The sequence below is a fragment of the uncultured Corynebacterium sp. genome, assembly GCF_947253065.1.
Classification (GTDB): Bacteria; Actinomycetota; Actinomycetes; order Mycobacteriales; family Mycobacteriaceae; genus Corynebacterium.
In genome coordinates this window covers 45,662-68,782 of sequence record NZ_CAMXWS010000002.1, presented here as the reverse complement: position 1 = coordinate 68,782, position 23,121 = coordinate 45,662, and the positions used below count along the sequence as shown (strand labels likewise).

The following is a 23,121-nucleotide window of genomic DNA, read 5'->3' as shown; positions in this document are numbered from 1 at the left end:
AAAAGTGGGGAAGGCCACTTATCCCTTCACGCCACCGGCGGTGAGACCGGAGACAATGCGGCGCTGGAAGACCAGCACCATGAGGATCAGCGGCACGGTGACCAGCGAACCGGCAGCCATGATGGCTGCGTAGGGGTACTCAAAGGCGCTCGGTCCGGAGAAGCGAGCAATCGCCACGGTGACCGGCTCGGTGGCGTTGGTGGACAGCTGGCGCGCGAGCATGAACTCATTCCACGTCGCAATGAACGCGATGATCGCTGTGGTGAAAATACCCGGTGCAGCCAGAGGGAGAAGCACTTTGCGGAAGGCCTGGCCACGCGTTGCGCCGTCGACACGCGCTGCTTCTTCGAGCTCCCACGGCAGCTGCCGCAGGAAGGAAATCAGCGTGTACACCGTCAGCGGGAGTGCGAAGGAGATATTGGGGATGATCATGGCGCGGTAGGTACCAATCCAGCCGAGGTCACCGAAGAGCTGGAACAACGGGGTGACCAATGCGATGCCCGGGAACATCGACGCGGCGAGAATGATGCCAGTGACGATGCCTTTGCCGCGGAAGTCCAAGCGTGCCAGCGCATAGCCGGTGAAAACACCCACGATGACAGCAAGCAGGGTGGTGATCAGGGAGATGATCAGCGAGTTCGCGATCGCCCCGAGGAAGTCATTGCCCTTATCCGTGGCCAGCGCGTCGCGGAAATTCTCCAGGGTGACGTGCGTGGGCCACGGGGTGGTGTCAAACGTGTACTTCTTATCGCGCAGCGCGGTGACAAGCATCCAGTAGAACGGGGCGAGACCCCACACGAGAATGAAGACAACGCCTAAGGCATGTCCGATTTTGCCGAGGTTTTTCATCGTGCTGCCTCCTTCTCCTTCTTTGCGCTTTTAGCGCGACGCTTTTCTTCCCGTTTTTCTCTTCTGCGTTGTGTTTGTTCACCGCCGACATCAGCCCCGGCGAAGCGGACCATAATGAAGGCGACGGCGAAGATGAGCAGGAAGATCAACGTGGACAATGCGGAAGCAGAGTTGAAGTTGTTCTGACGCATGTCTTCCACCACCAGCTGCGAGATCGTGGCAGTGGGAGAGTTCGAGGAACCGGAGATCATGATCACCGGCAGGTCGTACATACGCAAGGCATCGAGGGTACGGAACAGAATCGCCACCATGAGCGTCGGGCGAACCAGCGGCAGCGTGATGCGCAGGAAGGTCTGCCACGCAGATGCACCATCCACGCGCGCGGCCTCATACACATCCTTCGGAATCATCTGCAGGCCAGCGAGGATGAGCAGGGCGACAAACGGTGTGGTCTTCCACACATCCGCAATGATCACAGCCACACGCGCTGCCCACGGATCCGTGGTCCACGCGATGGACTGGCCCAACAGCGAGTTCACAATGCCGTTCGGGGCGAACATGAACTGCCATAGCTTCGCAGTCACAGCGGTGGGGATTGCCCACGGGATGAGCACCGCCGCACGGATCAACGAACGCATACGGGACGGATGGTTCATGATCAACGCCATCACCATGCCCAGTACAGCCTCCAGCGAGACAGTGACCACGGTGAAGAACAGCGTGATGCCCAGTGCTGGCCAGAAGTCCGTCGCCAGCACGCCCGGCGGGCAGTCACCCACAGTTCCCGTCGGGGTCATGCACCGGTTCTGAATCCAGTACAGGTAGTTATCCAGCCCAGCGAAACCACCATCAACGAACACGCCTGTCGACGGATCGAGGTGGCGGTTCGCCTGGAACGACAACCAAATGGCTCGCAGGATCGGGTAACCGATCACGATGGCCAGCACGATCAGTGCCGGCGCTACGAGTGCGTACGCTTTACCGGAATCGCTGCCAAAGCGCGTTTTCTTCGGCTTGGAATCTGCGTTTTTGTCTTTCGCTGATCCATGCCGCTTAAGGACGGTACTCATGAACTCTCCTTCGAAGCACAGAACCTACGGTGCTGCACACTCGGTTTTGGCCCCCACAATGGCAAGGGCCGCAAACGGATCTTAAACCGTTGCGGCCATATGGTGCCCGGTTTGCCCGTGTTAGCCGGAAGGCAAACCGTGGTCAGGTGGCTATTACTGCGCCTGCTTAATGGCGGCAGCCATGTCCTTAGTTGCGTCATCGACGCTCTTGCCGGAGGTCAGCGCTGCGTAAGCGTTGTCCTGGACGGCCTTGGAAATCGCCGGGTAGAACGGGGAAACCGGACGCGGCTTAGCGTTCTCCAGAGACTCCTTGAGTGCCGGCAGGTACGGCTGCTCCGCGATGAGCTCCTCGTTGTCGTAGATGGAAGCCAAAACCGGCGGGAAGGAAGCCTTAGCGAAGGAGAGCTGGTTCTCCTCGTTGACGATGAACTCGATGAAGTCCTTCGCGGTTGCCTTGTGCTTGGAGTTCACGTTGATGCCGTTGTTGTAGCCACCGAGGGTGGAAGCGCCAACGCCCTTCTCAGCAACCAGCGGCTGGACCTCGACGTTCACGCCTGCTTCAACAGCGTTGGAGTACATGTACGGCCAGTTGATAGCAAAGGCGGTCTTGCCCTCGGTGAAAGCCAGGTTGGTCTCCTCCTCGGTAGCAGCGGTGGAGGACTTGGCGATGGTGCCGTCCTCGTATGCATCGACCAGTGCCTGCAGGCCAGCCTTAGCCTCTGTGGATTCAACGGTCGGTTCACCGTTCGCGTCAATGACGGCGCCGCCCCAGCCGTTAATGAAGCCGATCGTGTTCACGGTCAGGCCCTCGTACTGCTTGAGCTGGGTGGTCAGGCAGTCACCCTCCACGGCCTCACAAGCGGACTTGAGGTCTTCAAAGGTGTCCGGCTTCGACTCAACCTGGTCCACATTGCGGAACAGGAGCTGGCCGTTGGTGTTCTGCGGCAGCGCGTACAGGGTGTCGTTGTAGGTAGCGGACTCAACGGTGGACTGCAGCAGCTTGGAGGTGTCCACTGCAAAGTCACCTTCGAGCGGCTCGAGCCACTGGTTAGCGGCGAAGTCCGCGGTCCACACCACGTCGAGTGCCATCACGTCATAGTCATCATTACCGGCCTGCAGGGACTGCACGAGGGTATCGCGCTGGTCATCAGCCTCACCAGCGAGCTCCTTGAGCGTGACCTTCTCATCCGGGTGCTGCTCATTCCACGCATCGATGATCGGGGTGAGCTTATCGGTGTCGTTGCGGCCCATCGCGAAGGTGATGGGGCCACGCTCGCCAGCGGAAGCACCGTCGCCGCCAGCATTATCAGCGGAATCGCTGGAGCAAGCAGCAAGAGCAGTGGAAGAAAGAGCAATGGCGCACAGCACGGCGCCGGTCTTGCGAGTTGCGTGGAATGTCATAAACAAGGCCTTTCAGATCAGAGGGTGTCTCCAATCTTAAAGAACGCATGCATGAAAGCCCAGAGTTTCATGAACTTCGGGTGAACAATCCTGCGGAAAATGGCATGAAATCACCCCCGAGCCAGGGGAGGCCGCGGGGGTGCGGGGTCCGGTTGTAGGGTGTGGCTGGTTGATCCAATGTGGATTTATTGCCAGCCTTTACCCCACAGTCGGGGGGATTAGACCAGATCGCGGTACATCACGTTCGGGTTCGTCTGAGTCTCCACAAAACCGAATTTCTCGTAGACGTGGCGGGCGCGCTTGTTCTCAGGCATGACCTCCAAAGAGATCTTCTCCGCGCCCTGATCGATCGCGAGCTCGCACACCGAGTGCAGCAGCACGGCACTCAGACCATAGCCGTGGGAGCGCTCCTCAACGGCCAGGAAGAGCTCCGGCACATTCGGGCCCAGGTTGGCGTGGCTAATGCGGTTATCTGGCTCCCAGTAGCGCAGCCAAATGCCACCGGCAGGGGTCCGGTCCTGGTCGTAGGCGATCCAGCCGCCGTCGTGCTCCGGCGACCAGTCATCCACAAAAGCCGTCAGCTTCTCCTGGCTGCAGTTAAGTGGCTTCGACTCATCCCCGAAGACGTCCGCCAAATAGTGCAACCGGCGAATGTAGGTGCGGTCCGATTCGGTGGCGGGTTTTAGCGTGAATTCCATAACTCCCAATGGTAACGCAAAGCACACATAATAACTGGCAGTGAAGCAAATCTCTTAAAGGAAAAACCAATTAAAAAACTCCCCGGCCCCGCGCCGGAAGGCGCGAAGACTGGGGAGTGCTGCGTTTAGCGAGAGTAGGGGATTAGTCCTCTACAAAGTACAGCTGCTTGTTCACGAACTCGTCCATGCCCAGCGGACCGAGCTCGCGGCCGAAGCCGGAACGCTTCACGCCACCGAATGGGATCTCCTCGCCTTCGCCTGCAGGCGTATTCACATTCGCCATACCGGTCTCAAGCTTGCGGGCGATCGCAACTGCGCGGTCGGTGTCCTGGGAGAACACAGCGCCGCCGAGGCCGTACTGGGTGTCGTTGGCAAGCTGCAGTGCTTCCTCATCAGAGGAGACCTTGAATACCAGGGCGATCGGGCCGAAGAGCTCTTCGTTGTATACCGAGTTATTGGTGTCCACATCAGTGAGCACTGCCGGTGCGTAGTAGGCATTCTCGCCGAGGCCGCCGCCAGCGCGCAGGGTAGCGCCTTCCTTGACGGCGCGGGTGATCTGCTCATCGAGAATCTCAGCAGCAGAGCGGGAGGAAAGCGGGGCGTAGACGCCGTTTTCGCCAGCCTCTTCCGGTGTGCCCGGCTTCGCCTGCTCTGCAAGCTTGACCAGCTCGTCGACGAACTCGTCGTAGATGTCCTCCATGACGATCATGCGCTTGTTGCCGTTGCAGACCTGGCCCATGTTGTACATGCGGGTCTCCCATGCCAGCTCGGCAGCTGCCTTGACATCAGCGGAATCGAGCAGGATGTACGGGTCGTTGCCACCGAGCTCCAGCACTGCCTTCTTCAGGTTCTTGCCGGCGGTCGCGCCGACTGCGGCACCTGCACGCTCGGAACCGGTGAGGGAAACGCCCTGCACACGCGGATCCTCGATCATGGTGGTCACCTGGTCGTGGGTGGCGTAGACATTCTGGTAAGCGCCAGCCGGAAGGCCTGCGTCCTCGACGATCTTCTGGATCGCGGCAGAGGACTCCGGGCAGATCTCAGCGTGCTTCAAAATGATGGTGTTGCCGTTCATCAGATTCGGCGCTGCAAAGCGTGCGACCTGGTAGTACGGGAAATTCCACGGCATGATGCCCACCAGCGCGCCGAGCGGGAGGTGGCGGATCACAGCGGTGCCACCGTTGAAGCTCTCGATTGTGCGGTCAGCAGCGAACTGCTCACCGTTGTTGGCGTAGTAGCGGAAGATATTGGCGGACAGCTCCACCTCATCAATGGCGTGGGGGCGTGCCTTGCCCATCTCGCGGCCGATGATCTCAACGAGCTCTTCCTTGCGCTCGTCGAAAAGCTCAGCAATGCGCAGGACGTACTTCTTGCGCTCAGCGATATCCAGTGCGGCCCACTCGTTGAAGCCCTTCTCCGACGCAGCGAGAACCTGTTGGATCTCCTCGTCGGTAGCGGTCGGGTAGGTCGCGGTGACCTCACCGGTCGCCGGGTTTTCTACTCGGTAGGACAAATCTTTCTCAGCCATGGTGTCTCCTTTAATTACTTGAAGTCAGTCTGGGTCGATTGAGTCGATTGAGTTGTTCTGCTTGTGTTCCGTGGCCGCCAGTGTAGGGATCTGGCCACGGAACGGCAGACGGTTAGATCGTGATGATCGGGGTCGAGTCATCCTCATCAGCCGTGACGCGGGCAAGGGTCTCACCACGGAAGAACGCCGGGTGGCGCAGTCGCGTGAACAGCATCAGCACAACGCCGAGGAGCAAAATGCCCATGCCGAGCACGAAGACGGTGCCCATGCCGAAGATCGACGAGCCGGAACCGTAGGACGGATCGATGGAGTCGAATGCGGTGATGAAGAACATTGCCAGCAGCATCGTTCCGCCGATCAGCGGCAGCAGGAAGCGGAAGAAGAAGCCGCGGACAGAGTCAGTGATCTCCTTGCGGAAGAACCACACGCATGCAAAAGCGGTGATGCCGTAGTAGAAGCAGATCATCAGACCAAGCGCGGTAATCGTGTCCCACAGTGCGTTCTCGGAGGCGATCCTGGTGACGGTGTAGAAGCCGCCAGCAGCCAGTGCGGATGCTGCGGTGGCTACGCCCGGGGTGCGGAACTTCGGGCTGATTTGCGCGAAGACTGGCGGCAGGGCCTTGTAGAACCCCATGGCCAGCAGCGTGCGGGCAGGGCCCACCATCGTGGACTGCAGCGAAGCGAAGGAACTCGCCAGCACCGAGATGGACATCAGGATCGCCCACGGGCCCATGACCGGGCCTTGGAGGGCGGCGAAGATGGACTCCTGGTTCTCCGGGTTACCGGCACCAAGGCCAGTGTCGCCCGTACCAGCCCACGCCACGACAGCGACGGCGGTGAGGATGTAGACGGTGATGACCACAAGCACGGTCAGCGTTGCCGCCCGGCCCGGGGTCTTTTCCGGATCCTTTGTCTCCTCATTCATGGTCAGGGTGACGTCCCAGCCCCAGAACATGAAGATCGACAGCGAGATACCAGCGGCGACTGTAGAGAAATCACCGATGGTCAGCGGGTTGAACCAGTCAGCTTCCACCGGATGGAAGTCATAACCGCCACCGTGGTATGCATTCCACAGCGCCATACCGCCGAAGAGCACCAGCGTGAACAGCTGGAGGGCGACCAGGAAGTACTGGAGTTTTTCCGTGGACTCAAGGCCGCGATAAGAGATGTATGCAGCGACCGCCAGCAGCGCGATCGTCGTTGGAATATTCACCCACAGGTTGCGGGTGAGCTCCGCGAATGCATCATTGCCGGTGAGCTGTGCCAGCAGGATATAGAAGAAGTCCACCGCTACAGCGGCCAGATTCGACAACACCAAAATGGTCGCCGTGATCAGGCCCCAACCACCCATCCAGCCGACCCACGGGCCGAAAGCCTTCGTTGCCCAGGTGAACGAGGTACCGGAATCCGGCACACGGTTGTTTAGCTCGCGGTAGGCGAACGCGACGAGCAACATCGGGAAGAAGCCGAGCAACAAGATTGCCGGGACGTGGTCGCCGACCTCCGAAATCGTCGGGCCAAGACCCGAGGTCAAGGTGTACGACGGAGCAATACAGCTCACGCCAATCACCACAGCGCCGATCAGACCGACGCGCCCAGTGATGAGGCCTTTTTCGCTTTGCGACGGCTGCTGTGCAATCTTTTCAGCCGTTTTCCGTGGGCTCATTCCGTAGCCTCCTCAGGGTCTTTCCTGGTGTCCTGCACCGGGGTGATCAGCAGCGGAATCGGCAGACTCCGCAGGACCTTGGCTGCGCGCGGGCCCATGAAGATACGGCCAGCGGCGGCAAGGCGGGAGGAGCCGGCAAGCAAGATTTCGTCGTCACGCCACTCCAATTCGGTCGCGGCTTCAGCAACGGTCTTGCCGGTGACGACTTCGGTGGTAGCCGAGCCGGCGTCGACAAGCTGCTTTGCTTGCTCCGCGAGGTAGTGGTTGGCGTTGGCTTCGAGGTTCTCCAACACCTTGTGGGTGACCTCTTTGCGGATCGCGCCCGCATCCTCATCGGTGAGGAAGGAGATCAACCGCAGCTCGCTGTTGGTGAATTTCGCGGTGCGAATCGCGGTGTCGATCAAAGGACGCGAGCCAGCCAGCGTGCCAAACATGCATGACACGCGGCTGATCCGTTCAGGGGCCTCGTAGCGCGGCGGTGCAAGCGCGATCGGAATCGACGACGAGTGCAACAGTGCATTCGCCGAAGACCCGATGCTGAAACGACGCAGCAGACCGCCACCACGAGTGCCCAGGATGATCAAGTCACAATCCAACTCTTGAGCAGTGCGGTGCAGCGACCGGGCCTCTTCCAAACCGGAAACGACCCGGCCGGTGGCCTTGATATTTTCGGGAACCTTCGCGAGTGCGTTCTCGAGCCACGCGCTGAGCTGACGGCTAATCACCGTTTCATGCGCGGTGACACGAGGGTACGCACCGGAATAATTCTCCGAGTGGGGGACCACCATGGCGATCTCCAGCTCAGCATTCCAGCTTCGAGCCAGGGCGATGCCCAAGTTCAAAGCGTCACTGCCAGCTGGGGTAGCCAGGTATCCGACCAGGATTCTCGATGGCCCGCGATCCGCAGGCTCTTGTGTTGGCTGGACCATTATCACCCGTGCCTTTTAGTAGTTAGCCAGGATGGCGTTTGCAGCGCGCTCGCCCTGGCGGACAGCGCCGTCGACGTGCTGGTAGCCCTCGTCGGCGATGTCGGAGCAAGCGAAGTGGATCGGGCCGACCGGCTGGTTCTGCAGGTGGCCCCAACGGGACAGGCCGCCCAGGTCGTAGCTGGTTGCGTATGCGCCACGGGTCCACTCTTCTGCAGCCATGTCGGAGAGGTAGAACGCGATCGGCTCCATGGTCTCCGGGCCCAGGTAGTCAGCCATAGCGGAGAGGATGCGCTGCTTGCGCTCTTCTTCCGGCAGGTGCCACATTTCCTCGGCGTAGACGTCGGAAACGAAGCCGACGAGGGTGCCGTAGGTGTCCTCTTCGCCCGGGTTGCCGCCGGCGATATTGGCGCCACGGTTGGTGTTGTCGTAGATCTCCTGGACCAAACGGCCGCCACCGAAGCCGGTGCCGGACAGGCCCTTCTCGCGCCAGAACGGGGTCTCGTAGATGGCGTGGACCTTGATGACCAGGCCCATGGAGATGTGCTGGTGAGCGATGTGCAGGTCACGCGGCATTGCCGGGACGTAGGAGATGCGGTTGTACAGGTTCGGCGGAACAGCGATGACGACGTTCTTGGCGTGAACGGTGATCTTTTCGGAGACGACAGTGACATCGCCCGGCTTGCCGTTGTTCGGCACACCATTGCGTACGTCCGGCTTGACGTTGTTCAGGCTGTCCTCGGTCGACGGATCCGGCTGTGCCCACTGGATCTCGCGGACCGGGGTGCCCAGGAACACGTCGTCGCCAAGCTCCTTTGCCATGGTCTCGGAAACGGACATCATGCCGCCCTCAACACGGCGGTCGAGGATGAAGTCCTCGTCGACCAGGTTGGAGAAGGAGCCGGCGGAAGCAGCCATGAGGACTGCCTGCAGTGCGGAGAAGGTGAAGGACGGCTTGGTCAGCATGCCGGATGCGACGTAGATGGAGACATTGTCAATGGCCTCCTCATCATCAGACAGCTGCTCCAGCCAGTGGCGGAAGGAGATGGAGTCCAGCTCTGCTGCCTTCGGGTGTGCCCACGGCTCCTTGGCGCCGATCTCAGCTGCCAGGTCGTCGAGGATCTTGATCAGCTTGTCCATCTCAGCCTGGGTGGACTCAGAAGCCGGGAAGACCGGACCCTCGTACTCGTGGCGCTCGCCGTCCGGGGAGACGTAGATGGACTTGCCTTCGCGGTAGCGCTGGAAGGTCTTCAGGCCTAGCTCATCGACCAATTCGGTCAGGCGGGTCTGGTCGGGGGAGATCCACTGGCCGCCGAGCTCGACGAAGTGGTCAACGCCCTTGGCGTCACGCACGCGTCCATTCCAGGTGCGGCCGCCGACGCGCTCGCGAGCCTCGAGGACAGCGACGGACTTGCCGGCCTTGGCCAGCGTGCGTGCAGCCATCAGTCCAGCTGGGCCAGCGCCGACGACGACAACATCGCGCTCAATTTCACGATTAGGTGCGCTAGAATTCATGCTTTTACTCCTGTACTTGTGGCCGTGGTTCGGCCAACGCGGATAATGAACGCCATTCATTAAATGGTGTGATCCAGGGTACATTCGAATTGCTAACGAGGGAAGATTCACATGGTAAAAGAACGGGGGCGCCCCACAGAAGTGCTGGTCAGTCGCGAAAAACTCGGCGCGGCTGCTCTCGCACTTACCTCGGAACAGGGGTATCAAGCGCTCACCATGGCCGCCGTTGCACGCCGCCTCGATGTCGCGCCAAGCGCTTTGTATAACCACGTTTCCGGCAAAGAGGAATTGCTCTACCTGCTGCAGGACTCCGTGATGCAGCTTGTCGACGTCGCGCCGCTGAAAGATGCCATCGCTGCCGGTTCCGGTTACCGCGGTGCCCTTGAGAAATGGGCACGGTCATACCGCGATGTGTTTGCTAACCACACTCCGTTGATTCCTGTTATCGCGGTCCAGCCGATTGGTGCATCCCCGCGCACGCAGGAGATGTACGAGGTGGTCGCCCAGGCGCTGACGGATGCTGGCAGTCCGCCTGAACGCGTGATGGCGCGCATTATTGCGCTGGAGTCTTTCATCTACGGATCAGCGTGGGACGCGCATGCCCCTGCTGACCTCTTTGATCCCGCTGAGATCTCTACCGAGCACTCCGCTTTGCGTCAGGCGGCCGAAGCGATGCGCGGTGACACGACAGCAAAAAAGGGTCAGCATGACGCTAACCCTTATGCTGACCAGCCATTTACTGCCGGCCTGAAGAACCTACTCGACGGAATGGACCTCGACTAGGTTCTCGTGCAACTAGATGTTGTTGCGGATTGCCTCCGCGATGACGCGCATGCCGTCACGCAGCAGGTCCTCCGGAATGACCAGCGACGGAAGCAGACGCACGACGTTGCCGTCGAGGCCACAGGTGAGGATGAGAACGCCCTTCGCCTTGCACTCTGCAGCGACCTTGGAGGTCAGCTCGGCATTCGGCTTGCCGTCCTTGGTTGCCAGCTCGATAGCGATCATTGCGCCACGGCCACGAATCTCAGCGATCTCAGCCAGGTCGGACAGCGGGTCGAGCTCCTCGTGGATGATCTTGCCGATCTCCTTGGCGCGGAGCGGAAGGTTGTGCTCCTTCATCTCCTCGATTGCAGCGACAGCAGCTGCACAAGCGACCGGGTTGCCGCCGTAGGTGCCACCGAGGCCACCAGCCATCGGAGCGTCCATGATCTCAGCGCGGCCGGTCACGGCGGACAGCGGCATACCGCCAGCGATGCCCTTAGCGGTGGTGACCAGGTCCGGCTCGATGCCGTCATAGCTGGAAGCGAACCAGTCGCCAGAGCGGCAGAAGCCAGCCTGGATCTCGTCAGAGATGAACACGACGTTGTTTGCGCGGCACCAGTCGACGACTGCCGGGAGGAAGCCCTCAGCCGGCTCGATGAAGCCACCTTCGCCCTGGATCGGCTCGATGACAACGCAAGCGAGGTTCTCAGCGCCGACATACTGCTCGAGGTAGCGGATGGTGCGCTCAGCAGCCTCGTCGCCCTTCAGGCCGTCGCGAAGCGGGTAGGACATCGGTGCGCGGTAGATGTCGCTGGCGAACGGGCCAAAGCTGGACTTGTACGGCTTGTTCTTCGCGGTCATGGCCATGGTCAGGTTGGTGCGGCCGTGGTATGCGTAATCGAAGACGGCAACACCTGCCTTGCGAGTGTAGGAACGCGCGATCTTCACGGCGTTCTCCACTGCCTCCGCACCGGAGTTGAGCAGCACGGTGCGCTTCTCAAAATCGCCCGGGGTCAGCTCGTTGAGCAGCTCAGCGACCTGCAGGTAGCTCTCGTACGGGCTGACCATGAAGCAGGTGTGGGTGAAGTGGGAAGCAGCCTCGGAGACAGCGTTGACAACGCGCTTGTTGGAAGCGCCAACGGAGGTCACGGCGATGCCGGAGCAAAAGTCAACGAACGAGTTGCCGTCGGCGTCGACAAGCACGCCGCCGTCAGCGTCGACGATGTAGCCCGGCAGGCCCGGGTTCATTGCTGCAGCGACGCTTGCTTTACGACGCTTGTCCAGCTCGGCGCTGGCCGGGCCGGGAAGCTCAGTGTTGATGCGGCGCTCCTGGGGGAGGCGGTATTCGAGATCCTGCATTGTGCGGGTTCCTTTCCGGGGTTCTAGGCGAGCTGCCCATGAATGAAAGTGGGCAAGCGATCTATGGCTGTAGTATCCGCTCTCTGCCCACCCCTAAGGCAACCGACACCGTGTCCATGTTGTAGCGCTAACTTGTACACTGTGTCCATGACTGGTGATGTGCTCGCTGAAACCCGTGGTGGCAGCGTTGAATGGCACGATGCGGCCGAGCTGTTGGATCTGAAATGGCTCTATGGAATTCGCACCCTGCAACTAGCCCCGATCGGCGAGCTCAAACGTGGAAAATTTGGCTCGGTTCAGGCCAGTGAGATTGTTGAGACCGCGGAATTCTTCCGCCCTCACTCCATCCTGTTGACGCTGGGCCTGCGTATTGATCCCGACGATGAGCAGGGGATTCATGACTATGTGGAAGGCCTGTGTCAGGCCGGCATCGCCGCGCTCGGTTTCGGTACTGGCCTGCAGCACACCGAAGTTCCGGTGGCTTTGCGTACGGCATGTGCGGCGGCCAATCTGCCCCTTTTTGAGGTCCCGCGCAAAACTCCATTCGCGCTGATCTCCAAAGTGGTGGGCGAGGAACATGCTCGCCGGCAGGCCGCCGCGGCGAATGAGATCTTGGAGGCAGCCGAAGGTTTGAACCGTGCTGCGTGGAATGGGGGAGTGGATGCCCTGGTCGGGCGCACGCACAATGCCGTTGGTGCGGACGTGCTCATCGGCGACAGCGCAGGGCGGGTTGTTTCTTCCGCGCCGACAAAGCCGACGGAACGTGCGCTGAAAGCCCTGCGCTTGGCCATTTCTGATGGTGGGCGCAGCCGTGCCTACCGTGCTGAAAACCGCACGATCATTGTTCAGCGCATGCGCGCTTTGGGCGGGAAATACTTCGTGGCTGTCGTTGATTCGCCACATGCTCTGCCCCCGCTGTCACGCAGTGCGATCAAGCACTTCGTGGGCCTGGCGGAGATCGTCCTGCGCGATCCGCTTGCGCTGCGCAGCGCTGAAACCCAACTCCACGGCGCCGCATTGGAGCTTTTCCTTTCGGATCCCACGACTAAGCCCGCGGTGGAAAGGCTTCTCGACGGCGCTGCGGACGGCCACGGTGCCGTGGTTCCCGTCGCGATCGTCGCGGCGAATAAAGCTGCATCGACCCGTGCACTGAACAGGCTCGATGAGGGGCTTGGCCTGGGACAAAAGCCATTGGCGCATCTGCGGACATCCCGTGATGGCTTCGTGTTTTTATCCCGCACACCGCTAACCGAAGCTGCCGCGATAGAACTCTTCGGAACCTTTGCTTCACGCCTGCGCGTGCTCTCCGGGCAGAAGACCCAGTGGCGGGATTTGAGCGCTGATGAACTGACTCACTTGGTGGAACGTGCACGTTCCCTGCCACCGGGCACCGTCGATGAATACGTGCCACGCAGACTCGATTGGGTGGAAGACACAGCAGTGCAAACAGCGCTTTCCCGCCGCTACCGGGAGGTGCTCGAACCATTAGCTGCCGACGATCCGACATTGCTCGAAGCGGTTCAAGCTTTCCTGATTCATGGTTGTGAGATCCGGGCTTCGGCTGAAGCACTCGGCGTGCACCGCCACACCCTGAAAGCACGGATTGATCGTGCGGAGCAGCGCTATGGGCTGGCCTTGGAAGATCCGCTTGCCCGTGCTGAGCTGCTGGTTTTGCTCAGTGCCGCTGATGCGGGATAGCTACCACAAAGGCAGCCAAGGCGCAATGCCCCAAAACGGGGGCGAGGTGCCAGCGTGCGTCGAACATTGCCTGGCGGTATAGCGTTGCTCTTATAGGGAGCCGGTGCGCGTACCGGCTGATTAAAAGACAACAAAGAAAGGCATGATCATGGCTGATTCCAAGGGTGCTGTGGATACCGCTAAGCTGCTCGAATCCCTGCCCACCGGGCTCTTCATTGATGGCGAGTGGCGCGATGCGTCCAGCGGCGAATCGTTTGATGTGGTCAACCCCGCCACGGGCGAGGTGCTGGCCACGCTGTCTTCCGCAAACAGCGATGATGCAGTAGCAGCGCTTGATGCTGCAGCGAAGGTGCAAAAGGAGTGGGCACGCACGTCGGCACGCGAGCGCAGCGAGATCCTCACCCGCGCTTACCAGCTGGTCACCGAACGTTCCGAGGAATTCGCCACGCTCATGACCCTGGAAATGGGCAAGCCGCTGGCGGAGGCACGCGGCGAGGTCAAATACGGCGCTGAGTACCTGCGCTGGTTCGCTGAGGAGACCGTCCGCCAGTACGGCCGCACCCAGGAGGTGCCGGAAGGCGGCATCCGCATGGTCACCCGCCGCAAGCCGGTCGGCCCGTGCCTTTTGATCACCCCGTGGAATTTCCCGCTGGCCATGGCCACCCGCAAGGTCGCCCCGGCTGTTGCTGCTGGCTGCACCATGGTGCTCAAGCCGGCAGAGCTCACCCCGCTGACCACTCAGTACTTCGTGCAGACCATGATCGAGGCAGGCCTGCCGGCAGGTGTGCTCAACGTCGTCTGCGGTACTGATCCGGCTGCGATCTCTGAGCCGCTCATTGCTGATCCGCGCCTGCGCAAGGTGTCCTTCACCGGCTCCACCGCTGTGGGCAAGATCCTGATGAAGCAGGCAGCCGACAGCGTTCTGCGCACCTCGATGGAGCTTGGCGGCAACGCCCCGTTCATCGTTTTCGAAGATGCAGACATCGACCAGGCAGTTGCAGGAGCAATGGCCGCCAAGATGCGCAATATCGGCGAGGCATGCACCGCTGCTAACCGCTTCCTAGTCCACTCCGACGTTGTCGACGAGTTCACCGAGAAGCTGGTCAAGGCCATGGAAGCCCTCACCGTGGGCAATGGCATGGAAGATGGCGTTGACGTCGGCCCGCTGATCGAGGAGAAGGCACGCAAGAACGTGGCAAGCCTTGTCGACGATGCGAAGCAGAACGGCGCTGATGTCCTTACCGGTGGCAGCGCTATCGAAGGCGATGGCTTCTTCTTCCAGCCGACCGTCCTGCGCGGCGCAAGCACCGATTCCCGCATCTTCCAGGAGGAGATCTTCGGCCCGGTCGCATCGATCTACGAGTTCACTGACGAGGACGAGGCTATCGAGCTGGCTAATTCCACCCCGTATGGCCTGGCTTCCTATGTGTTCTCGGAGACCCCGGATCGTATGTGGCGTCTGGCAGACGGCCTGGAATTCGGCATCGTCGGCTACAACGCTGGTGTCGTCTCCAATGCGGCTGTTCCGTTCGGCGGCGTGAAGCACTCCGGCCTCGGCCGCGAGGGTGGCGCCGAAGGTATCGACGAGTACACCGAGGTGCAGTACATCGGTGTGCGCGACCCGTACGCCAATAAATAACCCAACCTGCGCGAATCCGCGCAGGTAAGCGAGAAAAGACCGGGCGATCATTGGGGCACTTTCAACCCCAGATGTGACCCCGGTCTATTCGTTGCTAGATTCACTTCCATGTCTTCGACTGGTACAACTCCCGCGCCGTTGCGCGATCATGAATCAGATCCTTCGCGTGCAAAGAGTCACGCAATCGGTTTTTGGCAGGGCGTAGCCCTCATCTTTGGCACCAATATCGGTGCAGGCATTCTTTCTCTTCCATATGCAGGCCGCAATGGCGGATTCCTTGCCCTGGTGATTGCACTCGCTATCGCGGGAACGCTGACCACCATTTCTATGCTCTATGTGGCTGAGGTGTCGCTGCGCACCAAGGAACCACTCCAGCTCTCCGGTTTGGCGGAGCGTTTCTTGGGCCAGACTGGCCGCTTTCTGGTCTTCGCCGCGATCGTGGTCAACAGTATTGGTGCGCTCATTGCGTATGCATCAGGTTCTGGCCAGCTGATGAACAACCTCTTCGGACTCCCACCGCTGGCAGGCACGTTGATCTTCTACGTCCTGGGCTCCTACATCATGTGGAAGGGACTGCAGGCGACTGGTTTCGTCGAGGGCCTGATCACCAGTGGTATGGCTGCGATCATCTTGACGCTTGTGCTGTGGACCATTCTTGGTCCGGGCATCGAGTTGACCAACCTGTGGGTGCTCAAGCCGTACTTCATCATTCCGATCATGAACCTGGCTGTGTTCACGTTCTTGGCGCAGTATGTCGTGCCGGAGATGGCTCGCGGTATGGCTGAAACCAAGCCGGAAGCGCTGCCGAAGGCGATCATCGCCGGTATGTGCATCACCGCATTCACCTTGGCTTTGGTCCCGTTCGCAGCACTCGGCCTGCTGGGCACTGAGGTGACTGAGGTGGTCACCATCGCCTGGGGCGAGAAGCTTGGTACCGCTGCCTACTACATGGCTAATCTGTTTGCCCTGCTGGCCATGTTCACGTCCTTCCTGGCCATCGGCTTTACTGCGATGCGCAATGTGCTGGATATCTTCCACTGGCCGGAGGACGGCTGGCAGCGCGTGGCCGCAACCGCACTGACTGTTGTGCCGCCGCTGGTGATTGCATTGGCTGGTCTTGGCGGTTTCGTTTCCGCACTGACCTATGCCGGTGGTTTCGCTGGCGCCATCATGTCTGTCGTGCCGGTCCTGCTGCTGCGTCGCGCACGAGTTGCCGGTGACCAGAAGCCGGTGTGGCAGGTCCGCGGTGTGGACCATGTGGTCATCCAAGCCACGATCATCGTGGTCTATGTGGCTGCGTTCATCTACTCGGTGATCTCGCTGCTGGGACTCGTGCCAGCTGGCTGGGCTTAAACACCAGAACACCGAGAAATACAAAAGGTGGAGGGGAATCCCCCTCCACCTTTTCTCATGCGGGTTTGATCTAGCGGATCTCCAGGAGCACGGCGGTCTTATTCACCTGATCGCCCTGCTCCACAGCAAGACCCTTCACGGTGCCAGACTTGTGGGCCTTGACCGGGTTCTCCATCTTCATGGCCTCGAGCACGAGCAGGATATCGCCCTCGTTGACGGTATCGCCCTCAGCGACATTCACCTTGACCACGGTGCCCTGCATCGGTGCCGGCACAGCATCACCGGACAGAGCCGTACCGGAGGAGCGACGCTTTTTGGACTTGCGCTTGGAACCATTGCCGATCACCAGGGAAGCGGGCAGTGCGACCTCGATGCGGCGGCCGTCGATCTCCACGGCGTAGGTGCGGTTGGTACCCGGCTCATCGCCTTCTTCATCGCTGTCCTGGTACTGCGGGATGGTGTTGTTGAATTCCTCTTCGATCCAACGGGTGTACACACTGAAGCTCTCGCCATCACCGATGAAAGCCGGGTCATTCAGCACAGCCTGGTGGAACGGGATGACGGTGGGCAGGCCTTCAACGATGTACTCGTCAAGCGCACGGCGGGCACGCTGGATCGCCTCATCACGGGTCTCACCAGTGACGATCAGCTTGGCCAGCATCGAGTCGAATTGGCCACCGATGACATTGCCGGAACGGACACCGCTGTCCACGCGCACGCCAGTGCCGGACGGCTCGACATAGCGAGTGATCGTGCCCGGTGCCGGCATGAAGTTCATGCCCGGATCCTCACCATTGATGCGGAATTCGATGGCATGTCCACGCGGAGTGGGATCCTCCGTCAGACGCAGCGGCAGACCAGAAGCAATGCGGAACTGTTCACGCACAAGGTCAATGCCAGCGGTCTCCTCAGTGACCGGGTGCTCCACCTGCAGGCGAGTATTCACCTCGAGGAAGGAGATAATGCCTTCCGGGTTGCGCTCATCAGGAGGGCTGACCAGGTACTCGACCGTGCCGGCACCGTAGTAGCCAGCCTCCTTCACAATCGCCTTTGCCGAGGAGTGGATTGCTTCACGCTGCGCATCCGTCAAGAACGGGGCAGGGGCTTCCTCCACGAGCTTCTGGAAGCGGCGCTGCAGGGTGCAGTCACGGGTGCCGGCGACGATGGCGTTGCCGTGCACGTCCGCAATCACCTGTGCTTCAACGTGGCGGGCACGATCCAGGTAGCGCTCCACGAAGCACTCGCCACGACCGAATGCGGTGACTGCCTCACGGGTAGCGGATTCGAACAGCTCCGGGATTTCCTCACGGGTGTGCGCGACCTTCATGCCGCGGCCACCGCCACCGTAGGCAGCTTTGATGGCCACCGGCAGACCGTGCTCATCAGCGAAAGCCACGACCTCATCAGCAGTAGCGACAGGCTCCTTCGTGCCCGGTGCCATGGGGGCAGAGACCTTTTCCGCAATCCGGCGAGCCTCCACCTTGTCGCCAAGCAGAGCAATTGCTTCAGGCGACGGGCCGATCCAGGTCAGACCCTCATCAATCACACGACGGGCGAAGTCAGCATTCTCCGACAAGAAGCCGTAGCCCGGGTGAATCGCATCAGCGCCCGATGCCTTCGCAGCACCGATGATCTTGTCAAAGTTCAGGTAAGAATCCGCCGCCGTGGCACCACCAAGGGCGAAAGCCTCATCAGCAAGCTCCACGAAAGGACTGTCGGTGTCTGGCTCGGCGTATACCGCCACCGAGGCGATCCCGGCATCCTTAGCTGCACGAATCACGCGCACGGCGATTTCGCCGCGGTTAGCAATGAGAACCTTAGAAATGGTCAAAGGCGAAGACACTTCCAACAACGCTTCCTATCGGTGGACAATTCAAGGGGCCAAAACACAAAACGTACGGCAACGCATACTTCTACCCATGGGTTTGTCCCCCAAGGGTAGAGCACAAGGCGGTTAAAACAGCGTTGAACACTGCTTAACGACGCATCAGAGACCTTAAAAAGGCTGCGCTACCAAACGTCCTCTACTCATCCCTATCGATCGGCATGCGGACCATGTTTCCCCACTCGAACCACGAGCCGTCATAAAGAGAAACATTTTCCAGGCCAAGGACGTATCGCAGAATGAACCACGTGTGGGCAGCAGACTGGCCATTGCCGGAATACGTGATCACATCCGCATCAGTCGGAACATCCTTGTATGCCTCCGCAATGGCCTCACGGTTTTTCACCCGACCATTCGGGTACACCGCATCGCCCCACGGATGATTCACCGCACCAGGAATATGCCCGTGGCGCAGAACAGGGGAGACCCGCAGGCGGTCCGTTTCCAGTTCGGTCTCGGAGCCGGAGTAGTACTCGGGCCCGCGGACGTCGATAAGCATGCTCTTCTCGTCGCGGTCACGCACCTCGTCGACGAATGTGCGCCACGGCTTATCCGTGCGCTCCACCACCGGGTAATTCTGTGACGGGTACTCCGGCACCGCGAAGGACGTATCACGCTCCTCGCCCATCCAGGCGTCCCGCCCGCCATCAAGAATGCGCACATCCGGGTGGCCAAACAGCTCAAATACCCATGCCGTGTACGCCGCCCACCAGTTGTTGTGATCGCCGTAAATGACCACCGTGTCATCGCGGCCAATGCCACGCGCATTCATCAACTCAGCAAAAGCCTCACCGTCGATGAAATCACGCACGACATCGTCGTTGAGATCCTTGTGCCAATCAATGCGCACCGCGCCGGGGATATGGCCAATGTCGTAGAGGAACGAATCCTCATCCGACTCCACAACGCGCAAACCGTCCACACCCAAACGGGCGGACAACCACGAAGCGGAGACGAACTTCTCCGGATGCGCGAAGTCCTGGAACTGCGGGAAGGGATCTGCGGGGATTCCCATGAAAACAACCTCTGCGTACGGGGTGGAATTAACGGACAAATGAGGCTACACAACCATGTGCAGCGAGTCACCCGCAACCTTACCTGTGAACACTGGGGAACTGGTCATGAGATTGTGAACTTTGAGCGCTGTGAGCTTTATTACTATCCATTTCACTTGCCCCGCATACACGGGCAAAACACCCTAATGTCAGACAGGGAACACTCGGGATATGGGCTTGAGGGTTCCTCCCGCACTACAAGCACTTATCTGAAGGGATTCACTGTGCACAAGGCAATTGTCGTCTTCGAGGTTGAAGGCGGATCTGACAAGTACTTCGACGGGCACCGCAAGGACACCATGCCCATCGTCAACGCCATCAAGGAAAAGGGCTGGAATTCCGAGGTCGTGTACTTCCGCCCCGAGTGGTCCGACGACATCTTTGAATACGTCTCCAAGAATTTCGACGGCTACATCTCCCGCGTGAACCCGGGCAATATCCCGGGCGGCGAGAAGGGCTACTTCGACCTACTCACCCGCCTGTCTGAGGCTGGCCTGGTGGGCATGTCCACTCCGGAGGAGATGGTCTCCTACGGCGCCAAGGACGCCCTGGTCAAGCTGAACAAGACCTCCCTGGTCCCGGAGGACACCGCTGCGTACTACGACGTCGAGTCCTTCCACAACACCTTCCCGACCTCCCTGTCCTACGGTGAGCGCGTGCTCAAGCAGAACCGTGGCTCCACCGGTTCCGGCATCTGGCGCGTCCGCCTTGCCGACGAAGCGCTGGCCGAGTCCGTCGAGCCGGGCACCGCACTGCCGCTGGACACCAAGCTCAAGTGCACTGAGGCTGTGGACAACCACACCGAAGAGCGTGAGCTGGGCGAGTTCATGGACTTCTGCGACCAGTACATCGTGGGCGATAACGGCATGCTCGTGGACATGCGTTTCATGCCGCGCATCGTCGAGGGTGAGATCCGCATCCTCCTGGTCGGCCCGCACCCGGTCTTCGTTGTGCACAAGAAGCCGGCTGAGGGCGGCGACGCATTCTCCGCAACCCTGTTCTCCGGTGCGCAGTACACCTACCAGAAGCCGGAGGAGTGGCAGGAGCTGGTCGACATGTTCGCCGAGGCACGCCCGGTCATTGCCGAGAACCTCGGTGGCGACAACATTCCGCTGATCTGGACCGCGGACTTCATGCTTGCGGACGACGATGAGACCGGCGAGGACACCTACGTCCTCGGCGAGATCAACTGCTCCTGCGTCGGCTTCACTTCCGAGCTGGACATGGGCATCCAGGAAATGGTCGCTGAGGAGGCCATCAAGCGCGTTGAGGAGAAGAACGCCTAAGCACGTTCTGCTTATCGACGGCACCTTCGCCCGTCCCACACGGACCGTATAGCAGCTAGATCCTGCTATACGGTCCGGTTCTTGTTGGCCAACTTACGTGCACCAGTCTCTCGTGCCCAGTTCAGTAGCGTGAAGGTCGGAAGAATCTTGGATCCAACTTGATAACCGCGTCGCTGCAAAACTCACTAGTCCAGCAGCTGCGCCACGCTGGCCGGGTCTGCGTCGGAAAGCATCTGGCGGCAGCGGTCGTACTCGTCCTGGTCGCCGATCGCCTTGGAGGTCAAGGCCAGCATCGCGATGGCCTTGAGCACACCCTGATTTGGCTCGTGGCTGGCTGGGACCGGGCCCCAACCCTTCCAGCCATTGGCGCGAAGGCGATCTAGGGAGCGGTGGTAGCCGGTGCGGGCGTACGCGTAGGCGATGAGTTTGTCGCCGACGCTCAGTTCGCGTTCCGCGCGGGAAGCCCATACAGCAGGGGAGTCGGGGTGGGCGAGTGCGGTGCCGTCTGCAAGCAGATCCTTGCCCGCGGCCGGATCGGCGGGCAGCTTGATGGGCTTAGGGGCGAGCATATCGTTGATTTCCATGGCCACCAGGCTACCGATTACCTGGGGACCAGCGTGGGGATCAGCGTGGGGATCAGCGTGGGGATCAGCGCCGTGGCTACAACCTCCGAAAAGCTAAATACCTATTCCTGGATACCTATTCACAAGGTGACGGGTTCAACGCCCGCTGTCCCGACCCGGTGAATAGGTGTTTAGGAATAGGTATTTGGACCCTAGCCGGCCCTAGCCGGGCCCTAGCTGGCCCTAGCTGGCCCTAGCTGGGCCCTATAAGGGGTTAAGCCTCGCCAGCGATCAGCTGAGCAGCACGCTCACCGATGACGTAGCAGGTGATATTCGGGTTGACCGCGACGATCTGCGGCATGACCGAAGCATCAGCAACGCGCAGGTTCTTGGTGCCCTTGACACGCAGCTCCGGATCGAGCGGAGACATCTCATCGTCCTCAGAGCCCATACGCACGGTGCCCACCGGGTGGTAGACGGTGTTGTGGGTCTTGGAGATGTAGTCGGCGATGTCCTCATCCGACTGGACATCCGCACCCGGGGAGAGCTCGCGGGCAACGATGTCCTTGAGAGCCGGCTGGTCAGCGATCTTGCGGGCCAGCTTGATGCCCTCGACAGCGATGCGCATGTCGTAGCCCTCTTCATCGGTGAAGTAGCGCGGGTCGACCTTCGGCTTATCGCGGTAGTCATTGGAACGCAGACGCACGGTGCCGCGGGAGCGGGCGTGGCAGACATTCGGGGTCAAAGCGAAGACCTCATCTGCCTGCGGGTAGCCCTGACGTGCGGTGTGCATGTCGAACGGGGTGCAGCCGTAGTGCATCATCAGGTCCGGCAGATCGGTGTCATCGTCGATCTGGGTGAAGATGCCGATCTCCCACCACTGCGTCGAGTCGCGGACCATCGGGACCTTGGTTTCGAACTGGATGACAGCTTCCGGGTGGTCCTGGAGGTTGGAGCCGACACCGGGGGCGTCGACACGCACGTCGATGTTGAACTCCTCGAGGTGCTCACGCGGGCCGATGCCGGAGAGCATCAGCAGCTGCGGGGAGTTGATCGCACCGGCGGAGATGATGACTTCCTTGTTGGCGGAGATGGTGGCCTTGCGGTTGAAGGAGTCCGCCAGGTACTCGACGCCGGTGGCGGTGTTGGTGTCATCGTCAGCGAACAGGATGCGGGTGACCCACATGTCGGTGAGGATGTCCAGGTTCTCGCGCTTCTCATTCGGGTGCAGGTAGGACACTGCGGAAGAAGAACGGGTGTTGTCCTTGTGGGAGTTGATCTGGAAGAACTCCGCACCGTGCTTGACGGTCTCACCGGTGTTGAACTTCTTGCGCGGCAAGCCAGCTTCCTCACAAGCGTCCAGGACAGCGGTGCCCACCGGGTCGACCTGTGGGACGTCCATGATCTCGACCGGACCGTCGTGGCCGTACTGGTCGCCTTCGCGGGAGTTGGTCTCCAGCTTCTTGATCAAGGGGAGGACGTTTTCCGGGTTCCAGTTATTAGCGCCCAGCTTCTCCCAGATCTCCAGGTCCTCTGCCGGTGTGTGGAAGGCGATGCAGGAGTTGTGGGAGGAGCAGCCACCGAGCACCTTGGCGCGTGCGTGGCGCATAAACGAGTTGCCGTTCTCCTGCTCTTCGATGGGGTAGTCCCAGTCCAGGCCGGACTCGAGAAGCTCAGGCCAGCGCTTCAGGGAAAGGACCTCGTCGTACTTGCGGTCGTCCGGGCCAGCCTCCAGCAGGGCGACGGTGACGTCCGGGTTCTCCGACAGGCGGGCAGCGACAGCAGCACCGGAGGAGCCGCCGCCGACAACGATGTAATCGTAGGAATCACGAATAGCCATGAAAAATCTCCTTAGAACTAAGAGT

18 protein-coding genes are annotated in these 23,121 nt (G+C 60.5%); 5 read left to right on the top strand and 13 right to left on the bottom strand.

Annotated elements, in window-relative coordinates; genetic code table 11:
* Window positions 1–18: 18 nt before the first annotated feature.
* From Q0X21_RS01120 to Q0X21_RS01085, 8 genes are all read right to left on the bottom strand, one after another.
* The gene (locus Q0X21_RS01120) at window positions 19–849 is read right to left on the bottom strand and encodes a carbohydrate ABC transporter permease (RefSeq protein ID WP_297849857.1); all 831 of its coding nucleotides are present in this window, start codon (window positions 847–849) and stop codon (window positions 19–21) included.
* Entirely contained in the window at window positions 846–1,919 is a 1,074-nt protein-coding gene (locus tag Q0X21_RS01115; RefSeq protein WP_297849856.1) for a carbohydrate ABC transporter permease, read from the bottom strand. The genes Q0X21_RS01120 and Q0X21_RS01115 overlap by 4 nt, the downstream gene beginning before the upstream one ends.
* A gap of 153 nt (window positions 1,920–2,072) precedes the next feature.
* The gene (locus Q0X21_RS01110) at window positions 2,073–3,320 is read right to left on the bottom strand and encodes an ABC transporter substrate-binding protein (RefSeq protein ID WP_297849855.1); all 1,248 of its coding nucleotides are present in this window, start codon (window positions 3,318–3,320) and stop codon (window positions 2,073–2,075) included.
* Between the two features lie 218 nt (window positions 3,321–3,538).
* Entirely contained in the window at window positions 3,539–4,018 is a 480-nt protein-coding gene (locus tag Q0X21_RS01105) for a GNAT family N-acetyltransferase (protein WP_297849854.1), read from the bottom strand.
* Window positions 4,019–4,160: 142 nt separating this feature from the next.
* Window positions 4,161–5,546 (bottom strand): NAD-dependent succinate-semialdehyde dehydrogenase, encoded by a 1,386-nt coding sequence (locus tag Q0X21_RS01100; RefSeq protein ID WP_297849853.1) that lies wholly within the window; start codon window positions 5,544–5,546, stop codon window positions 4,161–4,163.
* Between the two features lie 112 nt (window positions 5,547–5,658).
* Window positions 5,659–7,212 (bottom strand): APC family permease, encoded by a 1,554-nt coding sequence (locus Q0X21_RS01095; protein ID WP_297849852.1) that lies wholly within the window; start codon window positions 7,210–7,212, stop codon window positions 5,659–5,661.
* Entirely contained in the window at window positions 7,209–8,141 is a 933-nt protein-coding gene (locus Q0X21_RS01090) for a universal stress protein (RefSeq protein ID WP_297849851.1), read from the bottom strand. The genes Q0X21_RS01095 and Q0X21_RS01090 overlap by 4 nt, the downstream gene beginning before the upstream one ends.
* 15 nt (window positions 8,142–8,156) lie before the next feature.
* The gene (locus tag Q0X21_RS01085) at window positions 8,157–9,653 is read right to left on the bottom strand and encodes an NAD(P)/FAD-dependent oxidoreductase (RefSeq protein ID WP_297849850.1); all 1,497 of its coding nucleotides are present in this window, start codon (window positions 9,651–9,653) and stop codon (window positions 8,157–8,159) included.
* 111 nt (window positions 9,654–9,764) lie between these two features.
* Here Q0X21_RS01085 and Q0X21_RS01080 point away from each other — a divergent pair, with 111 nt between their 5' ends.
* Window positions 9,765–10,436 carry a TetR/AcrR family transcriptional regulator gene (locus Q0X21_RS01080; protein WP_297849849.1) on the top strand — a complete coding sequence of 224 codons (672 nt, stop codon included), beginning with the start codon at window positions 9,765–9,767 and terminating at the stop codon, window positions 10,434–10,436.
* A gap of 12 nt (window positions 10,437–10,448) precedes the next feature.
* Here the strand turns inward: Q0X21_RS01080 and gabT are convergent, their stop codons facing one another.
* Window positions 10,449–11,777 (bottom strand): 4-aminobutyrate--2-oxoglutarate transaminase, encoded by a 1,329-nt coding sequence (gabT, locus tag Q0X21_RS01075; protein ID WP_297849848.1) that lies wholly within the window; start codon window positions 11,775–11,777, stop codon window positions 10,449–10,451.
* Window positions 11,778–11,924: 147 nt separating this feature from the next.
* Here gabT and Q0X21_RS01070 point away from each other — a divergent pair, with 147 nt between their 5' ends.
* The 3 genes from Q0X21_RS01070 to Q0X21_RS01060 all read left to right on the top strand — a co-directional run bounded on the left by Q0X21_RS01070 (window position 11,925) and on the right by Q0X21_RS01060 (window position 16,467).
* Complete coding sequence (locus tag Q0X21_RS01070; protein ID WP_297849847.1) at window positions 11,925–13,475, top strand: PucR family transcriptional regulator ligand-binding domain-containing protein; 1,551 nt, start codon at window positions 11,925–11,927, stop codon at window positions 13,473–13,475.
* A 142-nt stretch (window positions 13,476–13,617) separates the two neighbouring features.
* A complete protein-coding gene (locus Q0X21_RS01065) occupies window positions 13,618–15,114 on the top strand; it encodes an NAD-dependent succinate-semialdehyde dehydrogenase (RefSeq protein ID WP_297849846.1) in 1,497 nt (498 codons plus the stop codon).
* Between the two features lie 108 nt (window positions 15,115–15,222).
* Window positions 15,223–16,467, top strand: coding sequence for an amino acid permease (locus Q0X21_RS01060; RefSeq protein WP_297849845.1), 1,245 nt, complete (start codon window positions 15,223–15,225; stop codon window positions 16,465–16,467).
* A gap of 70 nt (window positions 16,468–16,537) precedes the next feature.
* On the opposite strand, the gene Q0X21_RS01055 is transcribed toward Q0X21_RS01060, so the two are convergent.
* Window positions 16,538–18,310, bottom strand: a complete 1,773-nt coding sequence (locus tag Q0X21_RS01055) for an acetyl/propionyl/methylcrotonyl-CoA carboxylase subunit alpha (protein ID WP_297849844.1) — start codon at window positions 18,308–18,310, stop codon at window positions 16,538–16,540.
* 181 nt (window positions 18,311–18,491) lie between these two features.
* Window positions 18,492–19,367 carry a sulfurtransferase gene (locus Q0X21_RS01050; protein ID WP_297849843.1) on the bottom strand — a complete coding sequence of 292 codons (876 nt, stop codon included), beginning with the start codon at window positions 19,365–19,367 and terminating at the stop codon, window positions 18,492–18,494.
* 264 nt (window positions 19,368–19,631) lie between these two features.
* Here Q0X21_RS01050 and Q0X21_RS01045 point away from each other — a divergent pair, with 264 nt between their 5' ends.
* Window positions 19,632–20,693, top strand: a complete 1,062-nt coding sequence (locus tag Q0X21_RS01045; protein WP_297849842.1) for a Cj0069 family protein — start codon at window positions 19,632–19,634, stop codon at window positions 20,691–20,693.
* Window positions 20,694–20,878: 185 nt separating this feature from the next.
* Here the strand turns inward: Q0X21_RS01045 and Q0X21_RS01040 are convergent, their stop codons facing one another.
* Together Q0X21_RS01040 and Q0X21_RS01035 are read right to left on the bottom strand one after the other, a co-directional pair.
* Window positions 20,879–21,277: a DUF3151 domain-containing protein gene (locus Q0X21_RS01040; protein ID WP_297849841.1), complete on the bottom strand. Its 399-nt coding sequence runs from the start codon at window positions 21,275–21,277 to the stop codon at window positions 20,879–20,881.
* Between the two features lie 253 nt (window positions 21,278–21,530).
* Entirely contained in the window at window positions 21,531–23,096 is a 1,566-nt protein-coding gene (locus Q0X21_RS01035; protein ID WP_297849840.1) for a GMC family oxidoreductase, read from the bottom strand.
* Between the last annotated feature and the right edge of the window lie 25 nt (window positions 23,097–23,121).